This window comes from Bradyrhizobium sp. WBOS08, from assembly GCF_024585125.1.
Lineage (GTDB): Bacteria > Pseudomonadota > Alphaproteobacteria > Rhizobiales > Xanthobacteraceae > Bradyrhizobium > Bradyrhizobium japonicum_B.
Genome location: NZ_CP028988.1, coordinates 3,353,555 through 3,377,335, shown reverse-complemented (window position 1 = coordinate 3,377,335; position 23,781 = coordinate 3,353,555). Strand labels below are relative to the sequence as shown.

23 protein-coding genes are annotated in these 23,781 nt (G+C 64.8%); 7 read left to right on the top strand and 16 right to left on the bottom strand.

Annotated features, from left to right (window positions below; genetic code table 11):
- Positions 1 to 5 precede the first annotated feature (5 nt).
- Positions 6 to 917 carry a LysR family transcriptional regulator gene (locus tag DCM80_RS16110; RefSeq protein ID WP_257176404.1) on the bottom strand — a complete coding sequence of 304 codons (912 nt, stop codon included), beginning with the start codon at positions 915 to 917 and terminating at the stop codon, positions 6 to 8.
- Between the two features lie 133 nt (positions 918 to 1,050).
- On the opposite strand from DCM80_RS16110, the gene DCM80_RS16105 reads away from it, so the two are divergent.
- Genes DCM80_RS16105 through DCM80_RS16095 form a run of 3 tightly spaced genes read left to right on the top strand, consistent with a single transcriptional unit; the run spans position 1,051 to position 4,308 of the window.
- The gene (locus DCM80_RS16105; RefSeq protein WP_257192593.1) at positions 1,051 to 2,202 is read left to right on the top strand and encodes an HlyD family secretion protein; all 1,152 of its coding nucleotides are present in this window, start codon (positions 1,051 to 1,053) and stop codon (positions 2,200 to 2,202) included.
- A gap of 4 nt (positions 2,203 to 2,206) precedes the next feature.
- Entirely contained in the window at positions 2,207 to 3,820 is a 1,614-nt protein-coding gene (locus DCM80_RS16100; RefSeq protein WP_257192592.1) for an MDR family MFS transporter, read from the top strand.
- Between the two features lie 26 nt (positions 3,821 to 3,846).
- The gene (locus tag DCM80_RS16095) at positions 3,847 to 4,308 is read left to right on the top strand and encodes a carboxymuconolactone decarboxylase family protein (protein WP_257192591.1); all 462 of its coding nucleotides are present in this window, start codon (positions 3,847 to 3,849) and stop codon (positions 4,306 to 4,308) included.
- A 133-nt stretch (positions 4,309 to 4,441) separates the two neighbouring features.
- Here DCM80_RS16095 and DCM80_RS16090 read toward each other — a convergent pair whose 3' ends face one another.
- From DCM80_RS16090 to DCM80_RS16065, 6 genes are all read right to left on the bottom strand, one after another.
- A complete protein-coding gene (locus tag DCM80_RS16090; RefSeq protein WP_257192589.1) occupies positions 4,442 to 5,302 on the bottom strand; it encodes a D-amino-acid transaminase in 861 nt (286 codons plus the stop codon).
- Between the two features lie 186 nt (positions 5,303 to 5,488).
- Entirely contained in the window at positions 5,489 to 6,220 is a 732-nt protein-coding gene (locus DCM80_RS16085; RefSeq protein WP_028134276.1) for an amino acid ABC transporter ATP-binding protein, read from the bottom strand.
- A gap of 192 nt (positions 6,221 to 6,412) precedes the next feature.
- Complete coding sequence (locus DCM80_RS16080; protein ID WP_257176398.1) at positions 6,413 to 7,105, bottom strand: amino acid ABC transporter permease; 693 nt, start codon at positions 7,103 to 7,105, stop codon at positions 6,413 to 6,415.
- A 2-nt stretch (positions 7,106 to 7,107) separates the two neighbouring features.
- Positions 7,108 to 7,839 carry an amino acid ABC transporter permease gene (locus DCM80_RS16075; RefSeq protein WP_028134274.1) on the bottom strand — a complete coding sequence of 244 codons (732 nt, stop codon included), beginning with the start codon at positions 7,837 to 7,839 and terminating at the stop codon, positions 7,108 to 7,110.
- Positions 7,840 to 7,967: 128 nt separating this feature from the next.
- The gene (locus DCM80_RS16070) at positions 7,968 to 8,879 is read right to left on the bottom strand and encodes an amino acid ABC transporter substrate-binding protein (RefSeq protein WP_257176396.1); all 912 of its coding nucleotides are present in this window, start codon (positions 8,877 to 8,879) and stop codon (positions 7,968 to 7,970) included.
- Positions 8,880 to 8,964: 85 nt separating this feature from the next.
- On the bottom strand, positions 8,965 to 10,362 hold the full coding sequence (locus DCM80_RS16065) for a M20 family metallopeptidase (RefSeq protein WP_257192587.1): 1,398 nt from the start codon (positions 10,360 to 10,362) through the stop codon (positions 8,965 to 8,967).
- A 303-nt stretch (positions 10,363 to 10,665) separates the two neighbouring features.
- Between DCM80_RS16065 and DCM80_RS16060 the strand changes: the two genes are divergently transcribed.
- On the top strand, positions 10,666 to 12,045 hold the full coding sequence (locus tag DCM80_RS16060) for an LLM class flavin-dependent oxidoreductase (protein ID WP_257192585.1): 1,380 nt from the start codon (positions 10,666 to 10,668) through the stop codon (positions 12,043 to 12,045).
- A 147-nt stretch (positions 12,046 to 12,192) separates the two neighbouring features.
- Here DCM80_RS16060 and DCM80_RS16055 read toward each other — a convergent pair whose 3' ends face one another.
- The 5 genes from DCM80_RS16055 to DCM80_RS16035 all read right to left on the bottom strand — a co-directional run bounded on the left by DCM80_RS16055 (position 12,193) and on the right by DCM80_RS16035 (position 17,597).
- A complete protein-coding gene (locus DCM80_RS16055) occupies positions 12,193 to 13,854 on the bottom strand; it encodes a thiamine pyrophosphate-binding protein (protein WP_257192583.1) in 1,662 nt (553 codons plus the stop codon).
- Between the two features lie 267 nt (positions 13,855 to 14,121).
- Positions 14,122 to 14,625, bottom strand: coding sequence for a GFA family protein (locus DCM80_RS16050; RefSeq protein WP_257192582.1), 504 nt, complete (start codon positions 14,623 to 14,625; stop codon positions 14,122 to 14,124).
- A gap of 15 nt (positions 14,626 to 14,640) precedes the next feature.
- Complete coding sequence (locus tag DCM80_RS16045) at positions 14,641 to 14,778, bottom strand: hypothetical protein (protein WP_257192581.1); 138 nt, start codon at positions 14,776 to 14,778, stop codon at positions 14,641 to 14,643.
- Positions 14,779 to 14,860: 82 nt separating this feature from the next.
- The gene (locus DCM80_RS16040) at positions 14,861 to 15,988 is read right to left on the bottom strand and encodes an alkene reductase (protein WP_257192579.1); all 1,128 of its coding nucleotides are present in this window, start codon (positions 15,986 to 15,988) and stop codon (positions 14,861 to 14,863) included.
- Between the two features lie 112 nt (positions 15,989 to 16,100).
- Positions 16,101 to 17,597: an aldehyde dehydrogenase family protein gene (locus DCM80_RS16035; protein WP_257192577.1), complete on the bottom strand. Its 1,497-nt coding sequence runs from the start codon at positions 17,595 to 17,597 to the stop codon at positions 16,101 to 16,103.
- 191 nt (positions 17,598 to 17,788) lie between these two features.
- Between DCM80_RS16035 and DCM80_RS16030 the strand changes: the two genes are divergently transcribed.
- Positions 17,789 to 18,634: an SDR family NAD(P)-dependent oxidoreductase gene (locus DCM80_RS16030; RefSeq protein WP_257192575.1), complete on the top strand. Its 846-nt coding sequence runs from the start codon at positions 17,789 to 17,791 to the stop codon at positions 18,632 to 18,634.
- Between the two features lie 164 nt (positions 18,635 to 18,798).
- Here DCM80_RS16030 and DCM80_RS16025 read toward each other — a convergent pair whose 3' ends face one another.
- The 3 genes from DCM80_RS16025 to DCM80_RS16015 all read right to left on the bottom strand — a co-directional run bounded on the left by DCM80_RS16025 (position 18,799) and on the right by DCM80_RS16015 (position 20,176).
- Positions 18,799 to 19,005 (bottom strand): hypothetical protein, encoded by a 207-nt coding sequence (locus tag DCM80_RS16025; protein WP_028134265.1) that lies wholly within the window; start codon positions 19,003 to 19,005, stop codon positions 18,799 to 18,801.
- A gap of 159 nt (positions 19,006 to 19,164) precedes the next feature.
- Complete coding sequence (locus DCM80_RS16020) at positions 19,165 to 19,440, bottom strand: YiaA/YiaB family inner membrane protein (protein WP_257176388.1); 276 nt, start codon at positions 19,438 to 19,440, stop codon at positions 19,165 to 19,167.
- 40 nt (positions 19,441 to 19,480) lie between these two features.
- Positions 19,481 to 20,176, bottom strand: a complete 696-nt coding sequence (locus DCM80_RS16015) for a PspA/IM30 family protein (protein WP_257192573.1) — start codon at positions 20,174 to 20,176, stop codon at positions 19,481 to 19,483.
- A gap of 98 nt (positions 20,177 to 20,274) precedes the next feature.
- Between DCM80_RS16015 and DCM80_RS16010 the strand changes: the two genes are divergently transcribed.
- Positions 20,275 to 20,886 (top strand): TetR/AcrR family transcriptional regulator, encoded by a 612-nt coding sequence (locus DCM80_RS16010; protein ID WP_257192571.1) that lies wholly within the window; start codon positions 20,275 to 20,277, stop codon positions 20,884 to 20,886.
- A 90-nt stretch (positions 20,887 to 20,976) separates the two neighbouring features.
- Positions 20,977 to 22,248 carry a DUF892 family protein gene (locus DCM80_RS16005; protein WP_257192569.1) on the top strand — a complete coding sequence of 424 codons (1,272 nt, stop codon included), beginning with the start codon at positions 20,977 to 20,979 and terminating at the stop codon, positions 22,246 to 22,248.
- A 60-nt stretch (positions 22,249 to 22,308) separates the two neighbouring features.
- On the opposite strand, the gene DCM80_RS16000 is transcribed toward DCM80_RS16005, so the two are convergent.
- Positions 22,309 to 23,643, bottom strand: a complete 1,335-nt coding sequence (locus DCM80_RS16000) for a glycoside hydrolase family 3 N-terminal domain-containing protein (protein WP_257192568.1) — start codon at positions 23,641 to 23,643, stop codon at positions 22,309 to 22,311.
- Positions 23,644 to 23,781 lie beyond the last annotated feature (138 nt).

Here is a 23,781-nt window from a genome sequence, read left to right as displayed (position 1 = left end):
GGGCCTCACGAATAGGGATTGATCAGCTTCTGCTGCTCGGCGCTGTGATGCACGATCAGGTCGATGAAGGTCCTGACCTTCGCCGAGAGATGATGACGGTGCGGATAGACTGCGTTCATGGACAGCTCGACGGTCCGATATTCCGGCAAGAGCCGCACGAGGCGGCCGGCTTCCAGATCGTCCTGAATGAGAAACCCGGCCATCAGGCAGACGGCCGCACCCTCCAGCGCGACCTTTCGCAGCGCTTCCCCGCTGTTGGTGACGAAGCTGCCCGAAACACGGACGGAGGCCGGCGTGCCCTTGCGATCAAGGAAGCGCCATTCGTCGCCGAACGGATAGTTCAAATGCCGTCCGCAATTATGCCCCGTGAGCTCGTCGAGCTTCTGCACTTTGCCATGCTTCTCGATGTAATCGTGGGAGCAACACAGCACGTGACGCCAGGTCGCAAGGCTCCGCACGATCAGGCTCGAATCCGGCGGCGGGGTCATACGCAAGGCGACGTCGTAGCCTTCCTCGATGAGATCGACATCGGCCTCGCCCATGCGCAGATCGACCTTGAGCTCCGGATAGGTCGAGAGCAGCTTCGCCACAACCGGCGCGACGAACGGCACCATATGGGTGGCGACGTGAATGCGCAGCGTGCCGCGAGGCACCGACTGCAGTTCGCTCGCGATGTCGTCGGCCTGCTCGAGATCGGCGAGAATCTGGATGGAGCGAGCGTAATAGGCCTTGCCGATTTCGGTGAGGCTCACCTTCCGCGTGGTGCGGTTGAGCAGGCGCACCCCGAGCCGGTCCTCCAGCGCCTGGACGTGATTGCTGACCATGGTCGTCGACATGTCGAGCCGGCGCCCGGCGGCCGAAAAGCCTCCATTTTCAACCACATGGACAAAGGCGGTCAGGCTGGTAAAGCGATCCACAGCCGAGATTATCCACTTTCACTGGACAATGCTTCCATCAATCCAACGATTATCACAATCGCTGGGACAGCGCATCTTACCGGTACCCACAGCGCACCATTTCGAAGGGGCGTCTGGAAAGTCCGAGGATGCCATGTCGAACGCTTCTTATGTCGCTGGAAACAATGAAAAAATAGGCCTGCGCCCGTCCCGGCAGGCGATCAGGCGCGCAGCATTCGGCCTAGTGCTGGCGATCGGCGTCGCGGTGGCCGGCGATTATGGCTACGACTACCTGAAAACAGGCCGCTACCTGGAATCCACCGACGACGCCTATGTGAAGGCGGACTCCACGATCATCGCGCCGAAGGTCTCCGGCTACATCGCCAAGGTGCTCGTCAGCGACAACGAGAGGGTCAGGGCCGGCCAGACGCTGGCGGAGATCGACGACCGCGACTTCAAGACGGCGCTCGAGCAGGCCAAAGCCGACGTCGCTGCCGCCGAAGCCTCGGTGCGCAACATCGATGCCCAGCTCGAACTGCAGCAGCCGATCATCGAGCAGAGCACGGCCGATGTCGCCGCGGCGGACGCCAATCTGAAATTCGCGCAGCAAGAGCGCGCCCGCTACGACGATCTGATGAAGTCGGGCTCCGGCACGATCCAGCGTGCGCAGCAGACCGACGCGACGCTGCGCGCCAGCAGCGCGCAATTGCAGCACGCCAAGTCCGGCCTCGTCGCCGCGCAGCGCAAGGTCGATGTGCTCACCACCCAGCGCGCGCAGGCAGCGGCCCAGCTCGAGCGGGCACGCGCGGCCGCGCAGCAGGCGGCGCTGAACCTGTCCTATACCGAGATCACCGCGCCGGTCGACGGCACGGTCGGCGCCCGCAGCTTGCGGGTCGGCCAATACGTCCAGGCCGGGACGCAATTGATGGCGCTGGTGCCGCTCGATGCGGTCTACGTCGTTGCGAACTTCAAGGAGACCCAGCTCACGCATATGCGCCCCGGACAGCCGGTCGAGCTGCGCGTCGACAGCTTCCGTGACAAGACCCTGCGGGGCCACGTCGACAGCCTGTCGCCGGCGAGCGGGCTCGAATTCGCGCTGCTGCCGCCGGACAACGCGACCGGCAATTTCACCAAGATCGTGCAGCGCGTTCCCGTGAAGATCGTGCTCGACGACCACAGCCTCACCGGCCTGCTGCGCCCCGGCATGTCGGCCGTGCCGACCGTCGATACGAAAGCTACGGTGCTTGCCGAGCGCGAGACGGAAAAGCGCCTCGCCGGCAATACCTCGCGCGCGAACGGCGGCTGAAGCCATGAGCACGCTGCAACCGACCGTCAACGACGCCGCCCGCCTCCCCGCCGCTGCCGCTGCTCCCGCCGCGGCGGCAGTCTCTGCAAAAACCTGGATTGCGGTGATCGGGGCCACGCTCGGCGCGTTCATGGCGGTGCTGAACATCCAGATCGTCAACGCCTCGCTCGCCGACATCCAGGGCGCGATCGGCGCCGGCATCGACGACGGCGGCTGGATCTCGACATCCTATCTCGTGGCCGAGATCGTCGTGATCCCGCTCTCCGGCTGGCTCGCGCAGGTGTTCTCGATCCGCATCTATCTCCTCACCAATGCGATCCTGTTCCTGCTGCTGTCGGCCGCTTGCGCGCTGGCGCAGGACCTGTCCCAGATGATCGTGCTGCGCGCCGTGCAAGGGTTCACCGGCGGCGTGCTCATCCCGATGGCGTTCACGCTGATCATCACGTTGCTGCCGCGCGCCAAGCAGCCGGTGGGCCTGGCGTTGTTCGCGCTGTCGGCAACGTTCGCGCCTGCGATCGGCCCGACCATCGGCGGCTATCTCACCGAGAATTTCGGCTGGGAGTACATCTTCTACGTCAACCTCGTCCCCGGCGCGGTCATGGTCGGCATGCTCTGGTACGCGCTCGAGCCCAAGCCGATGAGGCTCTCGCTGCTGCGCGAGGGCGACTGGGCCGGCATCGTCACCATGGCCATCGGCCTGTCGGCGTTGCAGACCGTGCTGGAGGAAGGCAACAAGGACGACTGGTTGGGCTCGCCTTTCATCGTCAAGCTCTCGGTGATCGCGGCCGTTGCGCTGATCACCTTCCTGATCATCGAATTGACGGTGAAGAAGCCGCTGCTCAATCTGCGCCTGCTCGTCCGCCGCAATTTCGGCTTCGGCATGCTCGCGAACTTCCTGCTGGGCATCGCGCTATACGGCTCGGTCTTCATCCTGCCGCAATATCTGGCACGCATCCAGGGCTACAACGCCGAGCAGATCGGCATGGTGCTGGCCTGGACGGGATTGCCGCAACTCGTGCTGATCCCGCTGGTGCCGCGCCTGATGCAGAAATTCGACGCGCGGATCATCATCGGCATCGGCTTCGTTCTGTTCGCGGCCTCCAACTTCATGAACATCCATATGACCAGCGACTACGCCGCCGATCAACTGATGTGGCCCAACATCGTTCGCGCCGTCGGCCAGGCGCTGGTGATGGCGCCGCTATCGGCCGTCGCGACCGCCGGCATCGAGCCGGAGAACGCGGGCTCGGCCTCCGGCCTGTTCAACATGATGCGCAATCTCGGCGGCGCCGTCGGCATCGCGCTGCTGCAAACGGTCCTGACCAAGCGCGAGCAGTATCATTCCAACGTGCTGATGCAGTCGGTCTCGGTATTCGAGCAGGCCACCCGCACCCGGCTGGAGCAACTGACGCAGTATTTCGTCAATCACGGCATCCTCGACCATGCCGACGCCGCGCATCGCGCCTATGTCGCGATCGGCCGTATCGTGCAGAAGCAGGCCTATATCCTCGCCTTCAGCGACACCTTCTATCTGCTCGGCATGGCGCTGATCGTGGCGCTGATCGCCGTCCTCTTCCTGAAGAAGTCCGGCCAGACCACGGCCGGTGGCGCTCACTGACCTCACCACGAGAAAGGAGACCGAAGATGAAGCCTCGCATGAACTACTTCCAGGCCGCGCCCGATACGATGAAGGCGCTGATGGCGCTGGAGGCGCAGATCCAGTCCACCGGACTCGAGAAATCGCTGATCGAGTTGGTCAAGATCCGGGCGTCGCAGATCAACGGCTGCGCCTTCTGCATCAACATGCACACCGAGGACGCCCGCAAGCGCGGCGAGACCGAACAGCGCATCTACCTGCTCAATGCCTGGCACGAATCCCCGCTCTATTCCGACCGCGAGCGCGCGGCCCTGGCCTGGACGGAATCGGTAACGCTGATCTCGCAGACCCACGCGCCCGATGATGTCTACGAGCAGGTTCGTGCGCAGTTCTCCGAGGAAGAGACGGTGAACCTGACCATGCTGATCGGCGCCATCAACGCCTGGAACAGGATCGCGATCGCGTTCCGCGCGGTGCATCCGGTGAAGGTGAAGGCGTCGGTGGCGTAGGCTGCAAGGAGAGGTCTCGTAGGGTGGGCAAAGCGAAGCGTGCCCACGTTCTGTGGCTGACAGGAGAGAGGACGGGGGCACGGCGCTTCGCGCCTTTGCCCACCCTACGATGGCTACGACAGCTGCGCGTGGCTCAGACCGCGGTCGCCTTGGCGAACTCCACGTAGATCTCGCGCAGGCGCGTGGCCATCGGGCCCGGCTTGCCGTCGCCGATCTTCTGGCCGTCGATCGCGACCACCGGCTGGACGAACAGCGATGCCGAGGTGGCAAAGGCCTCCTTGGCCGCAAGCGCCTCGGCGACCGTGAACGAACGCTCCTCGACGCGGAGCTGGCGTTCCTCGGCGAGCGCCACCACGGCCTTGCGGGTGCAGCCCGGCAGGATCGCGTTGGAGTTCTTGCGGGTCACGATGACGTCGTCCTTGGTGAGGATGAACGCCGAGGACGAACCGCCCTCGGTGACGTAGCCATCTTCCAGCATCCAGGCCTCGCCCGCGCCGGCCTCGGCCGCGGCCTGCTTCGCCAAGACCTGCGCCAGCAGCGCCACGCTCTTGATGTCGCGCCGCTCCCAGCGGATGTCTGGCACCGTGATGACGCTGATGCCGGTCTTGGCCGACGAAGCGTTGATGATGTCCTTTTCCGAGGTGAACATCACCAGGCTCGATTTGACGTCGCCCTTGGGGAAGGCGAAGTCACGGCCCTTGTCGGCGCCGCGCGTCACCTGGAGATAGACGAGACCGTTCGCGAGCTTGTTGCGCGCGATCAGCTCCTTCTGCAGCTCGGTGATGCGCTCGATCGTCTCCGGCAGCTTCAGCTTGATCTCGCCGACCGACCGCTCCAGCCGCGCCAGATGCGAGGCGTTGTCGACCAGCTTGCCGTCGAGCACGGCCGAGACCTCGTAGATGCCGTCGGCGAACAGGAAGCCGCGATCGAGCACCGAGATCTTGGCTTCGGAGAGCGGGACGAATGAGCCATTGACGTAGGCGATCGGGTCCAAGGCAGGTCTCCTGGGGAGGGAAAGGGAATTGGCCACCGATATAGGAGATTTGGCGGGCTGGATAAACCCACGATCCGTCATTCCGGGGCATTCGCGCAGCGAATGAGCCCGGAATCCATCTCACCCCGGTACTGCCGCCCGATGGATCCCGGGCTCGCGCTACGCGCGCCCCGGGATGACGATCGGTCAGTGGGAGAGAATCTTCGACAAGAACTTCTGTGCGCGGTCGCTGCGGGGCTTGCCGAAGAAGTCCTCCTTGGCCGCATCCTCGACGATCTCGCCGCGGTCCATGAAGATCACGCGGTTGGCGACCTTGCGGGCAAAGCCCATCTCGTGGGTGACGACCATCATGGTCATACCTTCGCGGGCGAGATCGACCATGACGTCGAGCACCTCGCTGACCATTTCAGGATCGAGCGCCGAGGTCGGCTCGTCGAACAGCATGACGATCGGATCCATGGCCAGCGCACGGGCGATCGCGACGCGCTGCTGCTGGCCGCCGGAGAGCTGCGCCGGGAATTTCTGCGCCTGCTCCTTGAGGCCGACACGCTCCAAGAGCTGCATGCCCTTGGTGACCGACTTGTCATGCGGCCGCCCAAGCACCTTCTCCTGCGCGAGGCAGAGATTGTCGATGATCTTGAGGTGCGGAAACAGCTCGAAGTGCTGGAACACCATGCCGACGCGCGAGCGCAGCTTCGGTAGATCGGTCTTGGGATCGTTGACCTTGGTGCCGTCGACCAGGATATCGCCGCTCTGGAACGGCTCCAGCGCATTGACGCATTTGATCAGCGTCGACTTGCCCGAGCCCGAGGGGCCGCAGACCACCACGACCTCGCCCTTGGTGACGCTGGTCGTGCAATCGGTCAGCACCTGGAAGCTCGGCGTGTACCATTTGTTGACGTGGCTGATTTCGATCATGAGCGTCTCAAATGCCTCAGCTGGCTCGGTTCACCTCTCCCTTGGGGAGAGGTCGGCGCGAAGCGCCGGGTGAGGGGTACAGGTCTATCGTTGGCGCAAGACCCCTCACCCGGATCGCTGAAGCGATCCGACCTCTCCCTATGGCAGAGGTGAAGGGGCACCACGTATCGCGAGCTCAAATCCAAGTCACACCTAGCGAATGATGGCGATGCGCGCCTGCAGGCGGCGGACGCCGTAGGACGCGATACAGGAAATGGTGAAGTAGACCACGGCTGCGAACAGGTACATCTCGACGAGGCGCCCGTCGCGCTGCGCGACCTTGCTTGCCGCGCCCAGGAAGTCCGTGATCGAGAGGACGTAGACCAGCGAGGTGTCCTGAAACAGCACGATGGTCTGCGTGATCAGGACCGGCAGCATGTTGCGGAACGCCTGCGGCAGCACGACGTAGCGCATGGTCTGGGCGTAGGTCAGCCCCAGCGCACTGGCGGCGGCCGGCTGGCCGCGCGAGATCGACTGGATGCCGGCGCGCATGATCTCCGAGAAATACGCCGCCTCGAACATGATGAAGGTGATGAGCGAGGACGCGAAGGCACCGACGCTGATCGGACGCGAGGCACCGGTCACCCACTGCCCGATATAGGGCACCAGGAAGTAGAACCAGAAGATCACCAGCACCAGCGGCAGCGAGCGCATGAAGTCGACATAGATCCCGGCGGCCCGGCCGAGGATCTTGAAGCCCGAGAGCCGCATCATGGCGAGGGCCGTGCCGAAGATGAGACCGCCCAGCGCTGCGAGGCCCGTCAGCGTCAGCGTGAACGTCATGCCCTCGAAGAAAAGATAGGGCAGCGCGCGGCGGATGACGTCGAAATCGAGATTGCCGAACATCGCTATTTCCCCGTGATGTAGCCGGGGATCGCGACCCAGCGCTCGAGGAAGCGCATCGCGGTCACGACAACGGCGTTGACGAGGAGATACAGGATGGTCGCGGCGGTGAACGCTTCGAACACCTGGAACGAGAATTCCTGCATCGAGCGCGCCTGTCCGGTCAGCTCGAGCAGGCCGATGGTGATCGCGACCGCCGTGTTCTTGATGGTATTGAGGAATTCAGAGGTCAGCGGCGGCAGGATGATGCGGAATGCCATCGGCAGCAGCACGTAGCGATAGCCCTGCGCGGTGGTCAGGCCCAGCGCCGTCGCGGCCATCTTCTGCCCGCGCGGCAGCGAGCTGATGCCGGCCTGCAGTTGCACGGCAACGCGCGCCGACATGAAGAAGCCGACGCCGATCGCCGCCGTCCAGAACGGCGCGTTGGGCAGCTGCTTCAGCCAGGTGCCGGCGGCTTTCGGCAGCAACTCCGGCAGCACGAAGTACCACAGGAAGAGTTGCACCAGCAGCGGCATGTTGCGGAAGAATTCGACATAGGCAAAGCCGAACCAGTTCGCCCCCTTCGACGGCAGCGTGCGCATCACGCCGACGAGCGAGCCGGTGATCAGCGCGATGACCCAGGCCAGCGCCGCGGTCTTGAGGGTCAGCACCAGGCCCGACAAGAGCATGTCGAGATAGGTGCCGGTCCCCATCGGGTTCGGCTGGAAAAAGATTCCCCAGTTCCAGTTGTAGTTCACGTGTCCCCCGCGCGAACGCGCCAGCTATGGATGCCTTAAGAGAAGGTCCTGGCGCCTATGCAAATGTCCGGCCACTCCAGTGTCAAGAGTGGCCGGACATGATCCCGATCGAAAGATCGAGGTTGTGCTTATTTATAGTCGTCCGGATTCGGCGAGTCCGTCGGCTTGGCGAACTCGTTCTTCAGCTCGGCCGAGATCGGGGTGTTGAGGTTCAGGCCCTTCGGCGGGATCTTCTGCGTGAACCACTTGTCGTAGATCTTCTGGGCTTCGCCCGAGGTATAGAGCGCGGCGGTTGCCGCATCGACCACCTTCTTGAAGGCGGGATCGTCCCTGCGCAGCATGATGCCGTAGGGCTCGGGCTTGGAGAAGGCGTCCTTGGAGATCTCGTAGTCGCCCGGCGACTTCGAGCCGGCGACGAGGCTCGCCAGCAGGATGTCGTCCATGACGAAGGCGACCGCGCGGTCGGTCTCGACCATCAGGAAGGCCTCGGCGTGGTCCTTGGCGGGGATGATGTTGGCGCCGAGGCTCTTGGCGACATTGGCCTCGGTGAGCTGCTTGATGTTGGTGGTGCCGGCGGTCGAGACCACCGTCTTGCCCTTGAGATCGTCGATCGACTTCAGGCCGCTGGACTTCTTGAAGACGTAGCGGCTGGCGGTCAGGTAGTGGGTGTTGGTGAAGGCGACCTGCTTCTGGCGCTCGGCGTTGTTGGTGGTCGAGCCGCATTCGAGGTCGATGGTGCCGTTGGCCATCAGCGGAATACGCGTCGCCGAGGTCACCGGGTTGAGCTTGACCTCGAGCTTGTCGAGCTTGAGCTCCTTCTTCACGGCGTCGACGATCTTGTAGCAGATGTCCATCGCGAAGCCGACGGGCTTCTGGTTGTCGTCGAGATAGGAGAACGGGATCGAGGAGTCGCGGAAGCCCAGCGTGATGGCGCCGGTGTCCTTGATGTTCTTCAGCGTGCCGGTCAGCTGCTGGGCGCCGGCCTGGCTGACGACGAAGGTCGCGGCGAGCGCGAGTCCGATGCTACGGAAATGTTTCACTTTTTTGTCCCCTTTCAGGATGATGCGGCCGGATGCAAGCACAAATCGGCCGGGATTAGAATGTGACTTTTGGCTGGATCGAGACTTAGTTTAGCGGGCGAGTTAACGGTCCTGGCAATTGGCCGAGATCCCAGAACAGCCCGGCCATCACCGTCAAGGCCTCTTCGGTCAGAGGCAGCAGAATGTGCTCATTGGGCGCATGCTGGGAGCAGCCGGGATAGGAGTGCGGGACCCAGATCGTCGGCAGGCCGAGGATTTCGGAGAACACGTCATTGGGAAGCGAGCCGCCGAAATTCGGCAGCACGGCCGGCGCCTTGCCGGTGGTCTCCTGCACCGAATGCGCCGCCCATTTGATCCAGGGGCTATCGAAGTCTGTGCGCGATGCAGCAAAACTCTGGGCCGCCCGCACCTCGACCATCGGAAAACCCTTAGCGGCCAGATGCGCGCGGATGGCTTCGACCAGGCCCTCGATCTTGGTCCCGACCACGAAACGCAGTTGCAGCACGGCATTGGCATGGCCCGGAATGGCGTTGGCCGGCTTCTCGATGTTGCCCGACGACATCGCCAGCACTTCCAGCGTATTCCAGGCGTAGAGCCGCTCGGCGGCCGAAAGACCCTCCTCGCCCCAGTTCTCCGCCAGTGCGGGTTCGTCCGCGCTCGGCACCACCTGCACATCGGCCAGATAGGAGCGGATCTGGTTGGTGAGCCGCGGCGGCTTCAGCGCTTCGAGCTGCAGGCGGCCGTGGCCATCGACCAGCGTCGAGATCGCGTTGACCAGAATGGTGGCGGGATTGGCCAGCACGCCGCCCCAATTGCCGGAATGATGGCCGCCGTCGCGCAGGTTCACATCCAGATGAATGCGAATGCCGCCGCGGCAACCGAGGAACAGGGTCGGACGGTCGGCAGACAGGCGCGGCCCGTCGGAGGCCACGAACAGATCCGCCCTGAGCGCGTCGCGGTTGAGGTCGCAGACCTTGCCGAGATCGGGCGAGCCGATCTCCTCGCCCATCTCGACGATGAACTTGGCGTTGAAGCCGAGCTTGCCGCCGCGGGCATCGCGCACGGCGCGGAGCGCCGCCATGTTGATGCTGTGCTGCCCCTTGTTGTCGGCGGTGCCGCGGCCATAGAGCCGCGCGCCCGCAACCGTTGTGCGCCAGGGATCGCGCCCGTCGCGCCACTCGCCTTCCATGCCGTCGACGACGTCGCCATGGCCGTAGATCAGCACGGTCGGCGCGGAGGCACTCTCGTGATGCTCGGCGAGCAGGAACGGCGCCTTGCCGCTGGGGGACTCGACGATACGGCTGGTGAAATCCAGCGCGGCGAAGGCCGGCTGCATCTCCTGCTCCAGATAGGCGCGCAGCTCGGGTCCACGGGAGGTATTCTGGCTCTCGGTCTTGAAGGCGACGCGGCGGTCGAGCTCGGCGAGGAATGCGCCGGATTTGAAATCCTCACGGGCGCGGGCGATGGCGTCGGCTCTGGTCATGACTTGCTTTTCGGGACTTCAGGACGAAGGACCTTACCCGATACGGGTTGGCCTCCGAAAGTGGCAGGGAGTTGGATAGTTCTTGTACTTCGCTTGCAGTTCTCTTGTACTTCCAATTCTCTTGTACTTCTGTTGGGATTTCGTCCTTGCTTGCTTGAGATTGGCTTGCCATGCCCAGCAGTGCCGCTGATTTTGGCCTTGCCAAGCGCAAGCGATATGCAAGAACTTCGCCAAGTCAGGCGTCAAGTTCGGGCGCACCTCTATCATTCGAAGAGCGCTCAGTACAGTGCGCCGGGAGCCAGCATGGCAAAGCAGATCAGACTCAACGCCTTTGCGATGAATTGCGTCGCTCATCAGTCGCCCGGCCTGTGGACCCATCCACGCGACCGCACCGCCGACTACAACCGCCTGCCCTACTGGATCGATCTGGCCAGGACGCTGGAGCGCGGCCGTTTCGACGGGCTGTTCCTGGCCGACGTGCTCGGGGTCTACGATGTCTATGGCAACAGCCCTGACGCGGCCTTGCGCAACGCGGCTCAGACGCCGTCGAACGAGCCGCTGCTGCTGCTCTCGGCGATGGCCGCGGTGACGCAGAATCTCGGCTTCGGCGTCACCAGCAACCTGTCGTTCGAGCCGCCATATCCGTTCGCGCGGCGGATGTCGACGCTCGATCACCTCACCGAAGGGCGGATCGGCTGGAACGTCGTCACCGGCTATCTCGACAGCGCCGCGCGCGGCGCCGGCAAGGACAAGCAGACCGGGCACGACGACCGCTACGACATCGCCGACGAATACATGGAGGTCGTCTACAAGCTCTGGGAAGGCAGCTGGGAGGACGACGCCGTGCTGCGTGACCGCAAGCGCGGCATCTTCACCGATCCCAGCAAGGTGCATCGCGTCAATCATGACGGCGCGAACTACCGCATCAACAACACCATCCATCTCAGCGAGCCCTCGCCGCAGCGCACGCCGGTGCTGTACCAGGCAGGCACCTCGCCGCGCGGCCGGCAGTTCGCCGCGAGGCATGCCGAATGCGTGTTCATGTCGGGACCGTCGGCCAAGATCATCGCGCCGCGCGTGTCGGCGATCCGCCAGGAGGCCGCCGCACTCGGCCGCAACCCGGCGGAGATCCTGATGTTCAGCATGATGACGATCATCCTCGGCAACAGCGAGGCCGAGGCGGCGGCGAAATATGCCGACTACCGCGCGCACATCAATCCGGAAGGCGCGCTGGCGCTGATGTCGGGATGGACCGGTATCGATTTCTCCGGCTACGAGCTCGACCAGCAGGTGCGTCACGTCCAGAACGATGCCGGTCGCAGCGCGCTCGACAACGTCACGCGCGGCGACCCTGACCGCGTCTGGACCGTGCGCGACGTCATCGAGCATGTCGGCATCGGCGGCGCCGGCCCGGTCGTGGTCGGCACGCCCGAAAGCGTCGCCGACAAGATCGAGGACTGGTTCGAGAAGACCGACGTCGACGGCCTCAACGTGGCCTTCGCGATCTCGCCCGGCGATTTCGAGGACATCGCCGACATGCTGGTGCCGGAGCTGACCAAGCGCGGGCGCTACAAGAGCGAGTATGCCAAGGGCACGCTGCGGGAGAAGCTGTTCGGCCAGGGGCGTGCGAGGCTCGATGCGCCGCATCCGGCAGCAGGGCATCGGGTGGGGAAGGAGGGGTAGAGCCGCCACACACTCGCTGTCATGCCCCGGCTTGACCGGGGCATCCAGTACGCCGCGGCCTATCGAGGAATCACAACCGTCTCTGGAATACTGGATCGCCCGATCAAGTCGGGCGATGACAGTTGAGTGCGTGGAGACAGCGCCGCCCTACACCTTCCCGTCCACCATCACCTCGATCAGCTTGGTCCCCGGCCGGCCAAACGCCGACGCCAGCGTCGCCTTCAGCTCGCCGGGATCGCTGACCTTGATCGCCTCGCAGCCGAGCGCTCGTGCGACGCCGGCGAAATCCACCGGCGGATCGGCGAAATCCATGCCGACGTAATTGTCGTCACCGTGGAAGGCGAGCAGGCGCTGCTTGATGATGCGGTAGCCGCCATTGTTGGCGATGACGACGTTGAGCGGCAGCTTGTGATGCGCCGCCGTCCACAGCGACTGGATCGAATACATCGCGCTGCCATCGCCCGAGAAGCAGACGACGGGACGATCCGGATTGGCGATGCTGGCGCCGACCGAGGCCGGCAAGCCCCAGCCGATGCCGCCGGAGGCAAGGCCGTGATACCCGTAGCGGTCGCGGTGCGGCCGCAGCGCCGTGACGTGGCGGCTGGAGGTGAGGCCTTCGTCGACCAGGATCGCAGTCTCAGGCATGGCCTCGACCATCTGCAGCACCAGGAAGTCGGGATCGATCGGCGTGCGGCCGGCGCTCTTGCCGATCTGCTCGACCAGCGCGGCGCGGCGTGCGGCCCAGTTGTTCGGCGCGAGCTCGGCAAGGCGCTGCTTTGCCCGGCTCGCGAGTGTGGCGCCGCCCATCTCCTTCAGCACCGGGATCAGCGCGCGCAGCGTTTCCTTCAGATCGGCCTTCAGCGCGATCTCGGCGCCGTAATTCTTGGCGATCTCCCAGTCGACCAGGCCGATCTGCACGATGCCGAGGCCATCCGGCAGCGCATCGACCTCGCTATAGACCGACATGCGCAGGGGATCGCCGCCGAGCGCGATCAGGAGGTCGTACGGCGCCAGCGTATCGCGCGCGACCTTCTGCACGCGCGCCAGCGTGCCGACGAAGCTCGGGCTCTCCGAGAGGAAGTGCGATCCATACGGCGTCGAAGACTGGTAAGCGGCGGCGCCGAGTAGCTCGGCGAGCTCGGCCGCCTCCTTCAGCGCATCGCTCTTGACCACCTCGTCCATGGTGACGATGACGGGGCGCTCGGCCTTGAGCAGCCGCGCGGCAAAGGCCTTCAACGCTTCGTCCGAGGGCTTCACGCGGGCGTCGATGCGGGTGGAGCGGCCGAGCTCGATGCCGGCCTCGCTGTTCAGGATGTCGCCGGGCAGCGAGATGAACACCGGCCCGGTCGGCGGCGTGGTCGCGATCTTGGCCGCGCGCCGGACGATGCGCGGCAGATCCTCCAGCCGCGTCACCTCGACCGCCCATTTCACCAGCGGCTCGGCCATGCGGACCAGCGGGCCGTACAGCACCGGCTCCATCAGGCCGTGACCCTGCTCCTGCTGGCCCGCGGTCAGGATCATCGGCGTGCCCGTGAACTGGGCGTTGTAGAGCGAGCCCATGGCATTGCCGAGGCCGGGCGCAACGTGGACGTTGCAGGCGACGAGCTTGCCGGAGGCGCGGCTGTAGCCATCGGCGATCGCGACCACCAGGCTCTCCTGCATCGCCATCACGTAGGTAAGATCAGGATGGTCCTTCAGCGCATGCATGATCGGCAATTCGGTGGTGCCGGGATTGCCGAACAGATGCGTGATGCCCTCGTCCTTGAGCAGCGCAAGAAAGGCGGAGCGGCCGGTGATCTTGTTCTTCATGTTTCCTCCAGGAGCGGACGTGGCCGCAAGGACGAAGACATGATGACCGGAATCGAAGCAGGCGCGCAAGGAAGCGCGGAAGGAAGCGCGGTCATGGCTGCGTTGCGCCTGACGATCTCGTGTCCGGACGCGTCGCAGCGCGAAGCGTTGCGACGCAGAGCCGGGACCCAGTTGCGCCGAATCCGCTGCTGCATGGGTCCCGGCTCTGCGCAGCAGCGTTTCACGCTGCAGCGCGTCCGGGACACGAGCGCGGAGCCAGCGGCGCAGCTACATCTCCTCCCGCCCGAGCTCGAACGGGTCCTCGCCGCCGGCGCGCTTCTTCTTCTTCGAGCGCTGCCAGACCACGCCCGGAAAGCCTTTCAGCGGCACCAGCGGCTCGCCGGTGTAGGCCCATTCCTGCAGCTCCTCGATCGCGATGTGATAGAGCGGCTGGCGGCCGGTGCGCTCCCGAAACAGCGCGCGGGGGATGTTGACCATGTGCGGCCCGCGCGGACGTTCATAGGCGATCGGGGTGCCGCAATGCGAGCAGAAGCTGCGGGTGGTCTTGGTCGCCTTGTCTTCGTAACGCGTGAGCGCGGTCTTGCCCGATGTGATGCGAAAGCGCTTCTTCCAGCTGCCGACATAGGTCGCATAGGCCGCGCCATGGGCCCGGCGGCTGGCGGCGGAGTGATCATGCCAGGCCCAGCGTGCGGGCACGTCGATCTCGAAGCTGACCTTGCCGCAGAGACACTGGCCGGTGGCGATCCCTGCGGCGGCTGCGGCTTTGGCCATCGTCCTTCTCCGTCGTCATTGCGAGCGCAGCGAAGCAATCCAGAATCTTTTCGCGGAGGCAGTCTGGATTGCTTCGCTGCGCTCGCAATGACGGAATTTGTGGTGGCGGTCGCGCAACAAATCAAGCTCGTCATTCCGGGCGATGCGAAGCATCGAGCCCGGAATCCATCCCAATCGGGTTATGCGGCCCGATGGATTCCGGGCTCGACGCTTCGCGTCGCCCCGGAATGACTGGTCAGGCCGGCGTCAGCTCGTCATACACCGGATAATCGGTATAGCCCTTCTCCTCGCCGCCGTAGAAGGTTGCGCGGTTGTACGGCGTGATCGGGTATCCGTGCTCGAGGCGCCGCGGCAGATCGGGATTGGAGATGAAGATGCGGCCGAAGGCGATGATGTCGGCGTGGCCGTCGGCGATCGCCGCGTTGGCGGTCTCGCCGGTGAAGCCGCCGGCGGTCATCAACACGCCGCTGTAGAGCGGCCGGAACAGCACCATCGCCGACGGCACGTTGTCCCAGTGGACGTCCGCACGGCCGGCGCCGCTGGAGCGCGGCTCGATGAGATGCAGATAGGCGAGACCGAGCTTTTCCAGCGCCTTCACGACGTAGGTGTAGAGCGGCATCGGATCCGGCTCGCCGGAATCATTGGCGATGCCGTAAGGCGAAAGCCGGACGGCGACGCGGTTCGCGCCAAAGACGTCGATTGCGGCCTGCGTGACTTCGAGCAGCAGCCGCGCGCGGTTCTCGATCGAACCGCCATATTGGTCGGTGCGCTGGTTGCTGCGCGACTGCAGGAATTGCTCGAGCAGATAGCCGTTGGCGCCATGGATCTCGACACCGTCGAACCCGGCCGCGAGCGCGTTCTTGGCACCCTGCCGGAAGGCTTCGACGATCCCCTTGACCTCCTCGGTCTCCAGCGAGCGGGGCGTCTCATAGTCCGATGTCTTGCCGTCGGCCGTCATCGCCTTCATGCCCTCGGCCTTGATCGGGATCGCCGAGGCCGAAACCGGCAGCTCGCCGCCGTGAAAGGAGGAATGCGAGACGCGGCCGACATGCCAGAGCTGGAGGAAGATGATGCCGCCCTTGGCGTGCACCGCGTCGACCACCTTGCGCCAGCCGTCGATCTGCGCCTGCGAATAGATGCCGGGCGTCGCCGGATTGCCGCGGCCGTGCGAAAGCACCGGCGAGGCCTCGGCGATGATCAGGCCGCCGGGCGTGGCGCGCTGGGCGTAATATTCCGCATTCAGCGGCCGCGGCGAAAAGCTCTCGCGCTCGGCCCGCATCCGCGTCAACGGCGCCATCGCGACGCGATGCGCAAGCTTGTACGGACCGACCTGCAACGGCCTAAACAACGCTTCGAATTTCATGTGTGCCCCGGGTGTCTACGGAAAGGATGCGGATCATATAGTGAGGGGCGACACCGGAAAAGGCGCCGCCCCAAGCAGATATTCTCTCTGACGGAACGTGACAGAGCACGCCTTACGCCGTCTTGATCCAGACCGCCTTCACGTTGAGATATTCCTCGACATGCTGCTTGCCGGACTCGCGGCCGTAGCCGCTCATCTTGTAGCCGCCGAAGGGCACGGCCGGGTCCATCGCCTGATAGCAGTTCACCCACACCGAACCGGCGCGCAGGCGCTTCGCCACCGCATGGGCCTTGCTGACGTCGCGCGTCCACAGGCCGGAGCCGAGGCCGAAGGTGGTGTTGTTGGCGCGCTTGACCAGTTCGTCCATGTCCTTGAACGCGATCGCGGAGATGACCGGGCCGAAGATCTCCTCCTGCGCGATGCGCATGTTGTCCTGGACGCCCGCGAACACCGTCGGCGAGACGAAGAAGCCCTTCGACAGCGCGCCTTCGGTGACCCGGCCGCCGCCGGCGAGCGCCTTGGCGCCTTCCTTCTGGCCGATGTCGAGGTAGCCGGTGACACGCTCGAGCTGCTGCTCGGAGACCAGCGGGCCGATCTGCACATTGGGATCGAGACCGTTGCCGACCTGCAGCTTCTTGCCGAACTCGGCGACGCGGCCGACGAATTCCTCGTAGATCGACTGCTCGACGAACAGGCGTGTGCCGGCGCTGCAGATCTGCCCCGAATTGGCAAACACCGCCATCGCCGCGCCCGGCACGGCGGCATCGAGATCGGCATCGGCGAACACGATGTCCGGCGACTTGCCGCCAAGCTCGAGCGAGACGCGCTTGAGATTGCCGGCGGAGGCGCGGATGATCGATTGTCCCGTGACGTGCGAGCCGGTGAAGGCGACCTTGTCGACGTCGTGATGCGAGGCGAGCGCGGCGCCCGCGGTCTCGCCATAGCCGGGCACGACGTTGACGACGCCGGGCGGAATGCCGGCCTCCATCGCCAGCTCGGCGATGCGCAGTGAGGTCAGCGGCGCCTCTTCGGCGGGCTTGAGCACCACGGTGCAGCCGGTCGCAATCGCAGGCCCGATCTTCCAGATCGTCGCGGTCAGCGGCCCGTTCCAGGGAATGATGGCGCCGACGACGCCGATCGGCTCCTTCAGCGTGTAAGAGAAGATTTCGCCAGGCAGTGAGTTCTCGATGGTCTCGCCATGGATCGCGGTGGTCTGGCCGGCATAATAACGCAGCATGCCGACGGCGCGCAGGCGATAGGCGCGAGTGCGGCTGAGCGGCGCGCCCATGTCGAGCGTGTCGAGCTGCGACAATTCGTCGAAATTCTTCTCGACGAGATCGGCAAGCCTCAGGAGCAGGTTCTGGCGCTCGAACGGCTTGACCTTGCTCCAGGGCCCTTCGAAGGCGCGGCGTGCGGCGGCAACCGCACGATCGATGTCTTCCTTGTCGCCCTCGGCGACGGTTGCGAGCAGCTCGCCCGTTGCAGGATTGCGGGTCTCGAAGCGCTTGCCCGAGGCTGCATCGACCCATTTCCCGTCGATCAGCATCTGCTTGTAGGAGCCATTCGCGAACGGATGGCGCGTGATCGGAATAGCCTGCGATACAGCCATGGCTGCACTCCCTGTCAGGTGATTGATTGGGTCGATCTGGGCGGGATCGTTCGTCGGACAAGGTACAGCCGGGCCGGAGGGGCGTAAAGACGGCGTAGCGCGAAGACCTCCCATGCCGACTTGTGCAGGGTCGAACAGAGCGCGTGCTATAATGCGACCAAGCGCAACTTGAGCTTCGCCGGAGTCCAGCCATGTCGCATCCCGCCATCGTCAAAGACTACGTTGCCGTCATCACCGGTGGCGCAGCCGGAATCGGGCTTGCCGCCGCCGCGGCGTTTGCGCGCACCGGCATGAAGGTGTGCATCGCGGATGTCGATCAGGGACGCCTGGCCGAGGCCGCAACAAAACTGTCATCCATCGCCGGTGCCGCGAACGTGATGACGGCCGCGGTCGACGTCAGCAAGACAGAAAGCCTGACGGAACTCGAGCGCGCCGTGCGCGAGCGGTTCGGCGGCACCGACGTCCTCATGAACAATGCCGGCATCCAGCCGGGCAGCACGCTGTTCGGCGAGCCCGATCATTGGCAGCGCATCATCGCCGTCAACATGTGGGGCATCATCAACGGCTCGCGCATCTTCGCGCCCAACATGCTCGCGCGCGGCAGATCGGGCCTCATCATCAACACCGGTTCCAAGCAGGGCATCACCACGCCGCCGGGCGATCCCGCCTACAATGTCTCCAAGGCCGGCGTGAAAGCGTTCACCGAAGCGCTCCAGCATGAGCTGCGAAACACGAAGGATTGCCGCATCACGGCACACCTGCTCATCCCGGGCTTCGTGTTCACCGGCCTCACCGCGAAGGGACGCACCGAAAAGCCGGATGGCGCCTGGACGCCGGAGCAGACGGTCGATTTCATGCTGGCGCGGCTGGAGGCCGGCGACTTCTACATCCTGTGCCCGGACAACGACGTGCCGCGCGCACTCGATGAGAAGCGCATGCTGTGGGCCGCCGGCGACATCGTCGCGAACCGCCCGCCGCTGTCGCGCTGGCATACGGACTACGCGGATGCGTTCAAGAAGTTCGTGGAGGGGGAGTGACTGCCTTCCTTCTCCCCTTGTGGGAGAAGGTGGCGCGAAGCGCCGGATGAGGGGTATGCATCCGCGAATTTTACTGCGTGAGGGTGCTCGCCGAGAGAGACCCCTCACCCGTCTCGCCGCTTTGCGGCGAGCCACCCTCTCCCACAAGGGGAGAGGGCAAGTGCCTACAACGTCTCTTGTTGATGGCCGCAATTCTTGCAGGCGAACTTGACGCGGCTCTGGCCCTTTTCCGCTTGCACCCGGTTCGGCGCACCGCACTTGCCGCACACAGCCTCGATGCGGGTCGTGCCCTGCTTGACGACGATGGACTTCTTTTCCATCGATTCGCGGATGAGGCGCTCGGCCTCCTCGCGCAGCGATTGTTTCGACAAAGCTCGTCTCCGCCTCTGAACGCGCGAGAGCCATATCGCACCTGCAGCCGAAGCACAATGCGCGATGCGGATCGCAATCATGGGTGCGGACGCGCGAGCCGCGGCGCGTATTGCTCCGCGGCTCTTGCTCGTCATCCGGATCGGCTCAAGGCGCTCTCCTCAGGCGGCCTTGGACACCTCCATCAAGAGCCGCTCCGCCTTCGCATCCTCGATGCGGTTCACCAGCCGGCTGCTCTCGTGATTGTCGCGCACGGTCTTGGTCAGGGTGATGCAGGTCTGGACCAGCATGACGATACCCATGGTGAGATAGCCCTTCATCCAGACGTCGACAGGCAGAAAGAAAACGCCGATGGCGACGAGGAAGGCGGAAGCTGCGAAGGACGCGTATGTAAAGGTCACCCAGGCGCTGCTGTGGGGCTGGCCGTTCTGGTTCATGATGTTCTCCTGTGAGGACGAATGATGACGGGGTTGGGGATCAGGCCGACGGCGAGCGCTTGGACTTCAGCCGCGCCAACACGTCGTCTGCGGTCGTCTTCAGCCGCGGGCCAAAGCCCTGCTCGGCCAATCTTTCGGCGACGGCGATGGGACCGGTGGCCGCATCGAGCTCGACCAGCGCATCGTCGGCCGCCTGAGCTTCCATTTGCCGATCGCGCAGGCGCCGCAAGGTGCTCTCCGCTTCCGGCAGCGTGGATTCGTACGGACGCGCGGCCTCGATGCCGCTGCGGCGTAACGAGCGGACCGCCTCCGAGGCACGGGCAACGCGGCGGCCGCGATCGAGCTCGGTGATGCGGGCCTGCGCGTTGGCGACGTGCCGCTTCAGCCGCGCAATCTCGGTCGCGAACAACGCGCGGGCCGTCATCGCGGCATCGCGGTCCGCCTCCAGGCCGGCGATGGCTTCGGCGGCATCCCGGGCGAGGTCGTCACGGCCGCCGTCGAGCGCCGCAACCGCGCGGGTCTCGAGATCGGCGATGCGGCCGAGGGTCGCCTCGAGCTTGCGGCCTTCCTGCTGGTCCTGCGCGATCGCCAGCGCCAGCGTCCGCTTGCTGCGCTCGACGGCGGCAGCCGCATCGCGCATCTGCTGGTCGAGAATCAGCAGGGCCGTCCGGTCTTCCAGCTCTTCGCCCGCAGCGGCCACGCTGCCGCGGAAAAGCGTCACTACAGTCTTGAACATCTTCAGCTCCCTGTTATGAGCGTTGCTCACATATGCTTTGTAGCAGGAAACTTGAACTTCGTTCAATAATATTTTGAGCGACGCTCAAGAATTTGAGAATGACAGCTAAGTCGCTGGAACGGCGAGATAAACTGAGGTCTGCCCTGATCCTGGCGGCGGAGCGGACGATTGCCGATCGTGGATTGTCGGGAGTGAAGACCCGTGATCTCGCCCGCGAGATCGGCTGTGCCAATGGCGCGGTCTACAACCTCGTGGCCGACATGGACGAGCTGATCCTGCGCGTAGGCTCGCGCACCTTGCACCGGCTCGACCAAGCGCTCAGCGCCGCGGAGGGCGCGGGCGAGCCGTCGCCGCAGGAAACGCTGGTCCGCATCGCCCTCGCTTACTGCGATTTCGCGGCCGACAATCTCCAGCTCTGGCGCGCGCTGTTCGAGCACCGCATGGAAGCCGACAAGGTCGTCCCCGACTGGTCCGTCCAGGATCAGATGCAGCTGTTCCGTCACATCTACCGGCCGCTGGCCGCGTTGTTTTCACAGCGCAGCCGCGAGGAGCTCGGCATCACGGCGCGCAGCCTGTTCTCGGCGGTGCATGGCATGGTGGCGCTCGGACTGGAGCAGAAGCTGGTTGCCGTGCCGCTGCCGGCGCTGCGCAAGGAGATCGCGGCCCTGGTGCGCGCGATGATCGACGGATTGATCGCGCGAGAGGCGTAGAAGCGCGAATTGAATCTCGAGCTCGGTTAGGAACGAACATTCCGAGCACCGGTTGACGCGCATCGTTTCCCTCACAGCGCGAGTCATTCCATGTATCACCACGTCAAGAAGCTGATGTTCACCGTGCGCGTCGACGAGCCCGATCCGCGCTTCGGCAATATGCTGCTCGAGCAATTCGGCGGCGCCAATGGGGAACTCGCGGCTGCGATGCAATATTCGATTCAAGGGCTGAACTGCGAGGACCCCGACCGCAAGGATCTCTTGATGGACATCGGGACCGAAGAGCTCAGCCATCTCGAAGTCGTCGGCTGCCTTGCAAGGATGCATCTTGCGCCTTCGAAGAACGACCGCCAGGCAGCCGAAGCCGATCCGCTGATCGCGATCGCCGGCGGAGGCGGTGTCAACCTGTTCAACTCGCAAGGCAATCCCTGGACCGCCGACTATCTCAAGATCACCGGCGAGCTCGATGTCGATCTTCGCAGCAACATCGCCGCCGAGGCGCGGGCGAAGATCGTCTACGAACGGCTGATCAATTTCTGCGACGACGCCGGCTCCAAAGACGCGCTGCAATTCCTGATGACGCGCGAGATCACGCATATGAAGGCCTTCGCGCGCGCGCTCGAAAGCCTGTCCAAGCCTGCCTTCAGCATCGGCAGGATCGCGCCGACGCCCGGCCTCGTGAATCAGTACTTCAACGACTCCACCGGCAGCGGCGACCACGGCGAGATCGACACCCGCGGCCCCTGGAACGAAGGAGAGGACTGGGTGTTCACGGAATCGCCCGCGCTCCAGTCTTCTGACCCCGGCGCGGCCCCGTCGATCGTCGCGGAGAGCTCGTCGCCTGTCGACGAGGCAGGCCTCACCGACCTTCTGCTTCACGAGCTGCGCGACATCCTCCATGCCGAGAAGCAGTTGACCAAGGCGTTGCCCAAGATGGCGCAGTCCGCCCGCTTCGACCAGTTGCGCGAACTGTTCGAGCAACACCTGGCCGAGACCGAAAATCAGGTCGAACGCATCAACGAATGCTTCGAGTTGCTCGGCGAGACCGCTCGCGCCAAGCCTTGCAAGGGCATGATGGGCCTGATCGAGGAAGGCCAGGAGGTCATGAAGGAAGGCCAGGAAAAGGAGGACGCAGCCGCCGACCTCGCGCTGATCTCGGCGGCCCAGCGCGTCGAGCACTACGAGATGTCCGGCTACACCACGGCACGCAACCTGGCGCAGCAGCTCCGGCATAGCGCCATCGTCGCCCTGCTCTCCAAATCCCTCGCCGAGGAAGAGAACGCCGACCTCCTGCTCAATCAGGTCGCACGGTCCTTGATGTCGGTGGCGAAGATGCCCGCGGCACTGGAGCAGGCGGAATAGGACAGCTGCGACGACAGCACTCGATCGCCCCGCGCCATCACGCGCGGGGCGATACCTCGACTAGCCCCGCGTACCGCTTCTCTGGAGCGAGGCGGCTCCCGTCTTCTCGGACGGAAAGCCCCTCGCCAGCCTTGTCTCACTCGCGTGCAGCATGGCCGCGTCGAGCCTGCCCTGCCGCTTCCCGTCCAGGGCGCAGGCGAAAACGCGATAGAACTGCGCGCCGTCATAGGCGACCAGCAGCAGATCGACGCCGCCATTGATCGCCTCGACCACGGCCTTGCAGACGTCGTTCTGGTAGATTGCGCCCATCACGAGGTCGTCGGTCATCACCACTCCCTGGTAGTTCCACTTGTCGCGGATGATGCCCTGGACGACGGCTTTCGAGTGCGAGGCGGCGCGATCGGGATCGACGGCAGTGAGCGTGACGTGGCCAACCATCAGCGCGCTGCGCGAATGCGATAGCACCTCGCGGAACGGAAGCCAGTCGGTCGCTTCCAGCTCCTCGACCGGCGTGTCGAGATTGGCGCTGAAATGATGGGTGTCGGCGCGCACGCGGCCGATACCCGGAAAATGCTTGAGCGTGGCGCCGACGCCGGATGCTTCCAGCCCGCGCACATAGGCGCTCGCGATCGTGCTGACGACGGCCGGATCGCTCGCGATCGCGCGCTGGCCGATCAACGTGTGGAAATCGAGCCGGTTGCGCCGCGCCGGCGGCTTGAGATCGAGCACCGGGGCGAGATTGAGATTGACGCCGAGCGCGGCGAGCTCGCGGCCATGGATGCGGCCGAACTCCTCCGCCTTGGCCTGCTGGTCGTCGGGCGCAAGCCCTGTGAGCGTCGCCAGGGCCGGCACTTTCGTCAGCGGCGGGGCGAGATGCCCGACGATACCTCCCTCCTGGTCCGCGGCAACGAGCAGCGGCGGCAGGCCGGCAGCGCGCCTGTTGTCCTGGAGCGCGGCGATCTCTTTCCGCAGCGTCTCGACCGTGCCGCCGCGGAGGTTGTGCCGGGTGACATAGACCCCGCCGATCAATCCCTGCCTGGCGAGGCGCGCGACCTCCGGGAAGGAGGAATAGCCGACCATGAAGTGAGCCCCGAGCTGCCGCGCCTCGGCGGCGTTGAGAACGTCGTGCTTGCGCAACTCGAACTTCAGATGCGCCGCGGACATTAGGAGCGGCGGCAGGCACCAGAGCATGACCAGCAGCTTGCCCGCGATGCTGCGCCAATGTCCCCACCGCAGCAGAACGGCGACGATCAAGAGGCTTGCGGCGACAAGCGCGATGTTTCCGGCGCCGCGCAGCACGAGCAGATAGGGATCGTTCTTGTTGACGGCCGCGAACGCGGCCACAAGCGCGGCAAACCACAGCAGAATGAGACCAAGACGACGGAGGATTTGCATGACGTGCCACATGCTATGAGGGCGAATGCTTCGCACCTATCAAAGCGATTGGCGCTGCGCGAGTGGCAAAAGCGCGCCTGCACGAAATCTGCAAAAGACTCCTGAAGCCGTGCAGACGATGGTCCCGCCTTCTGCACG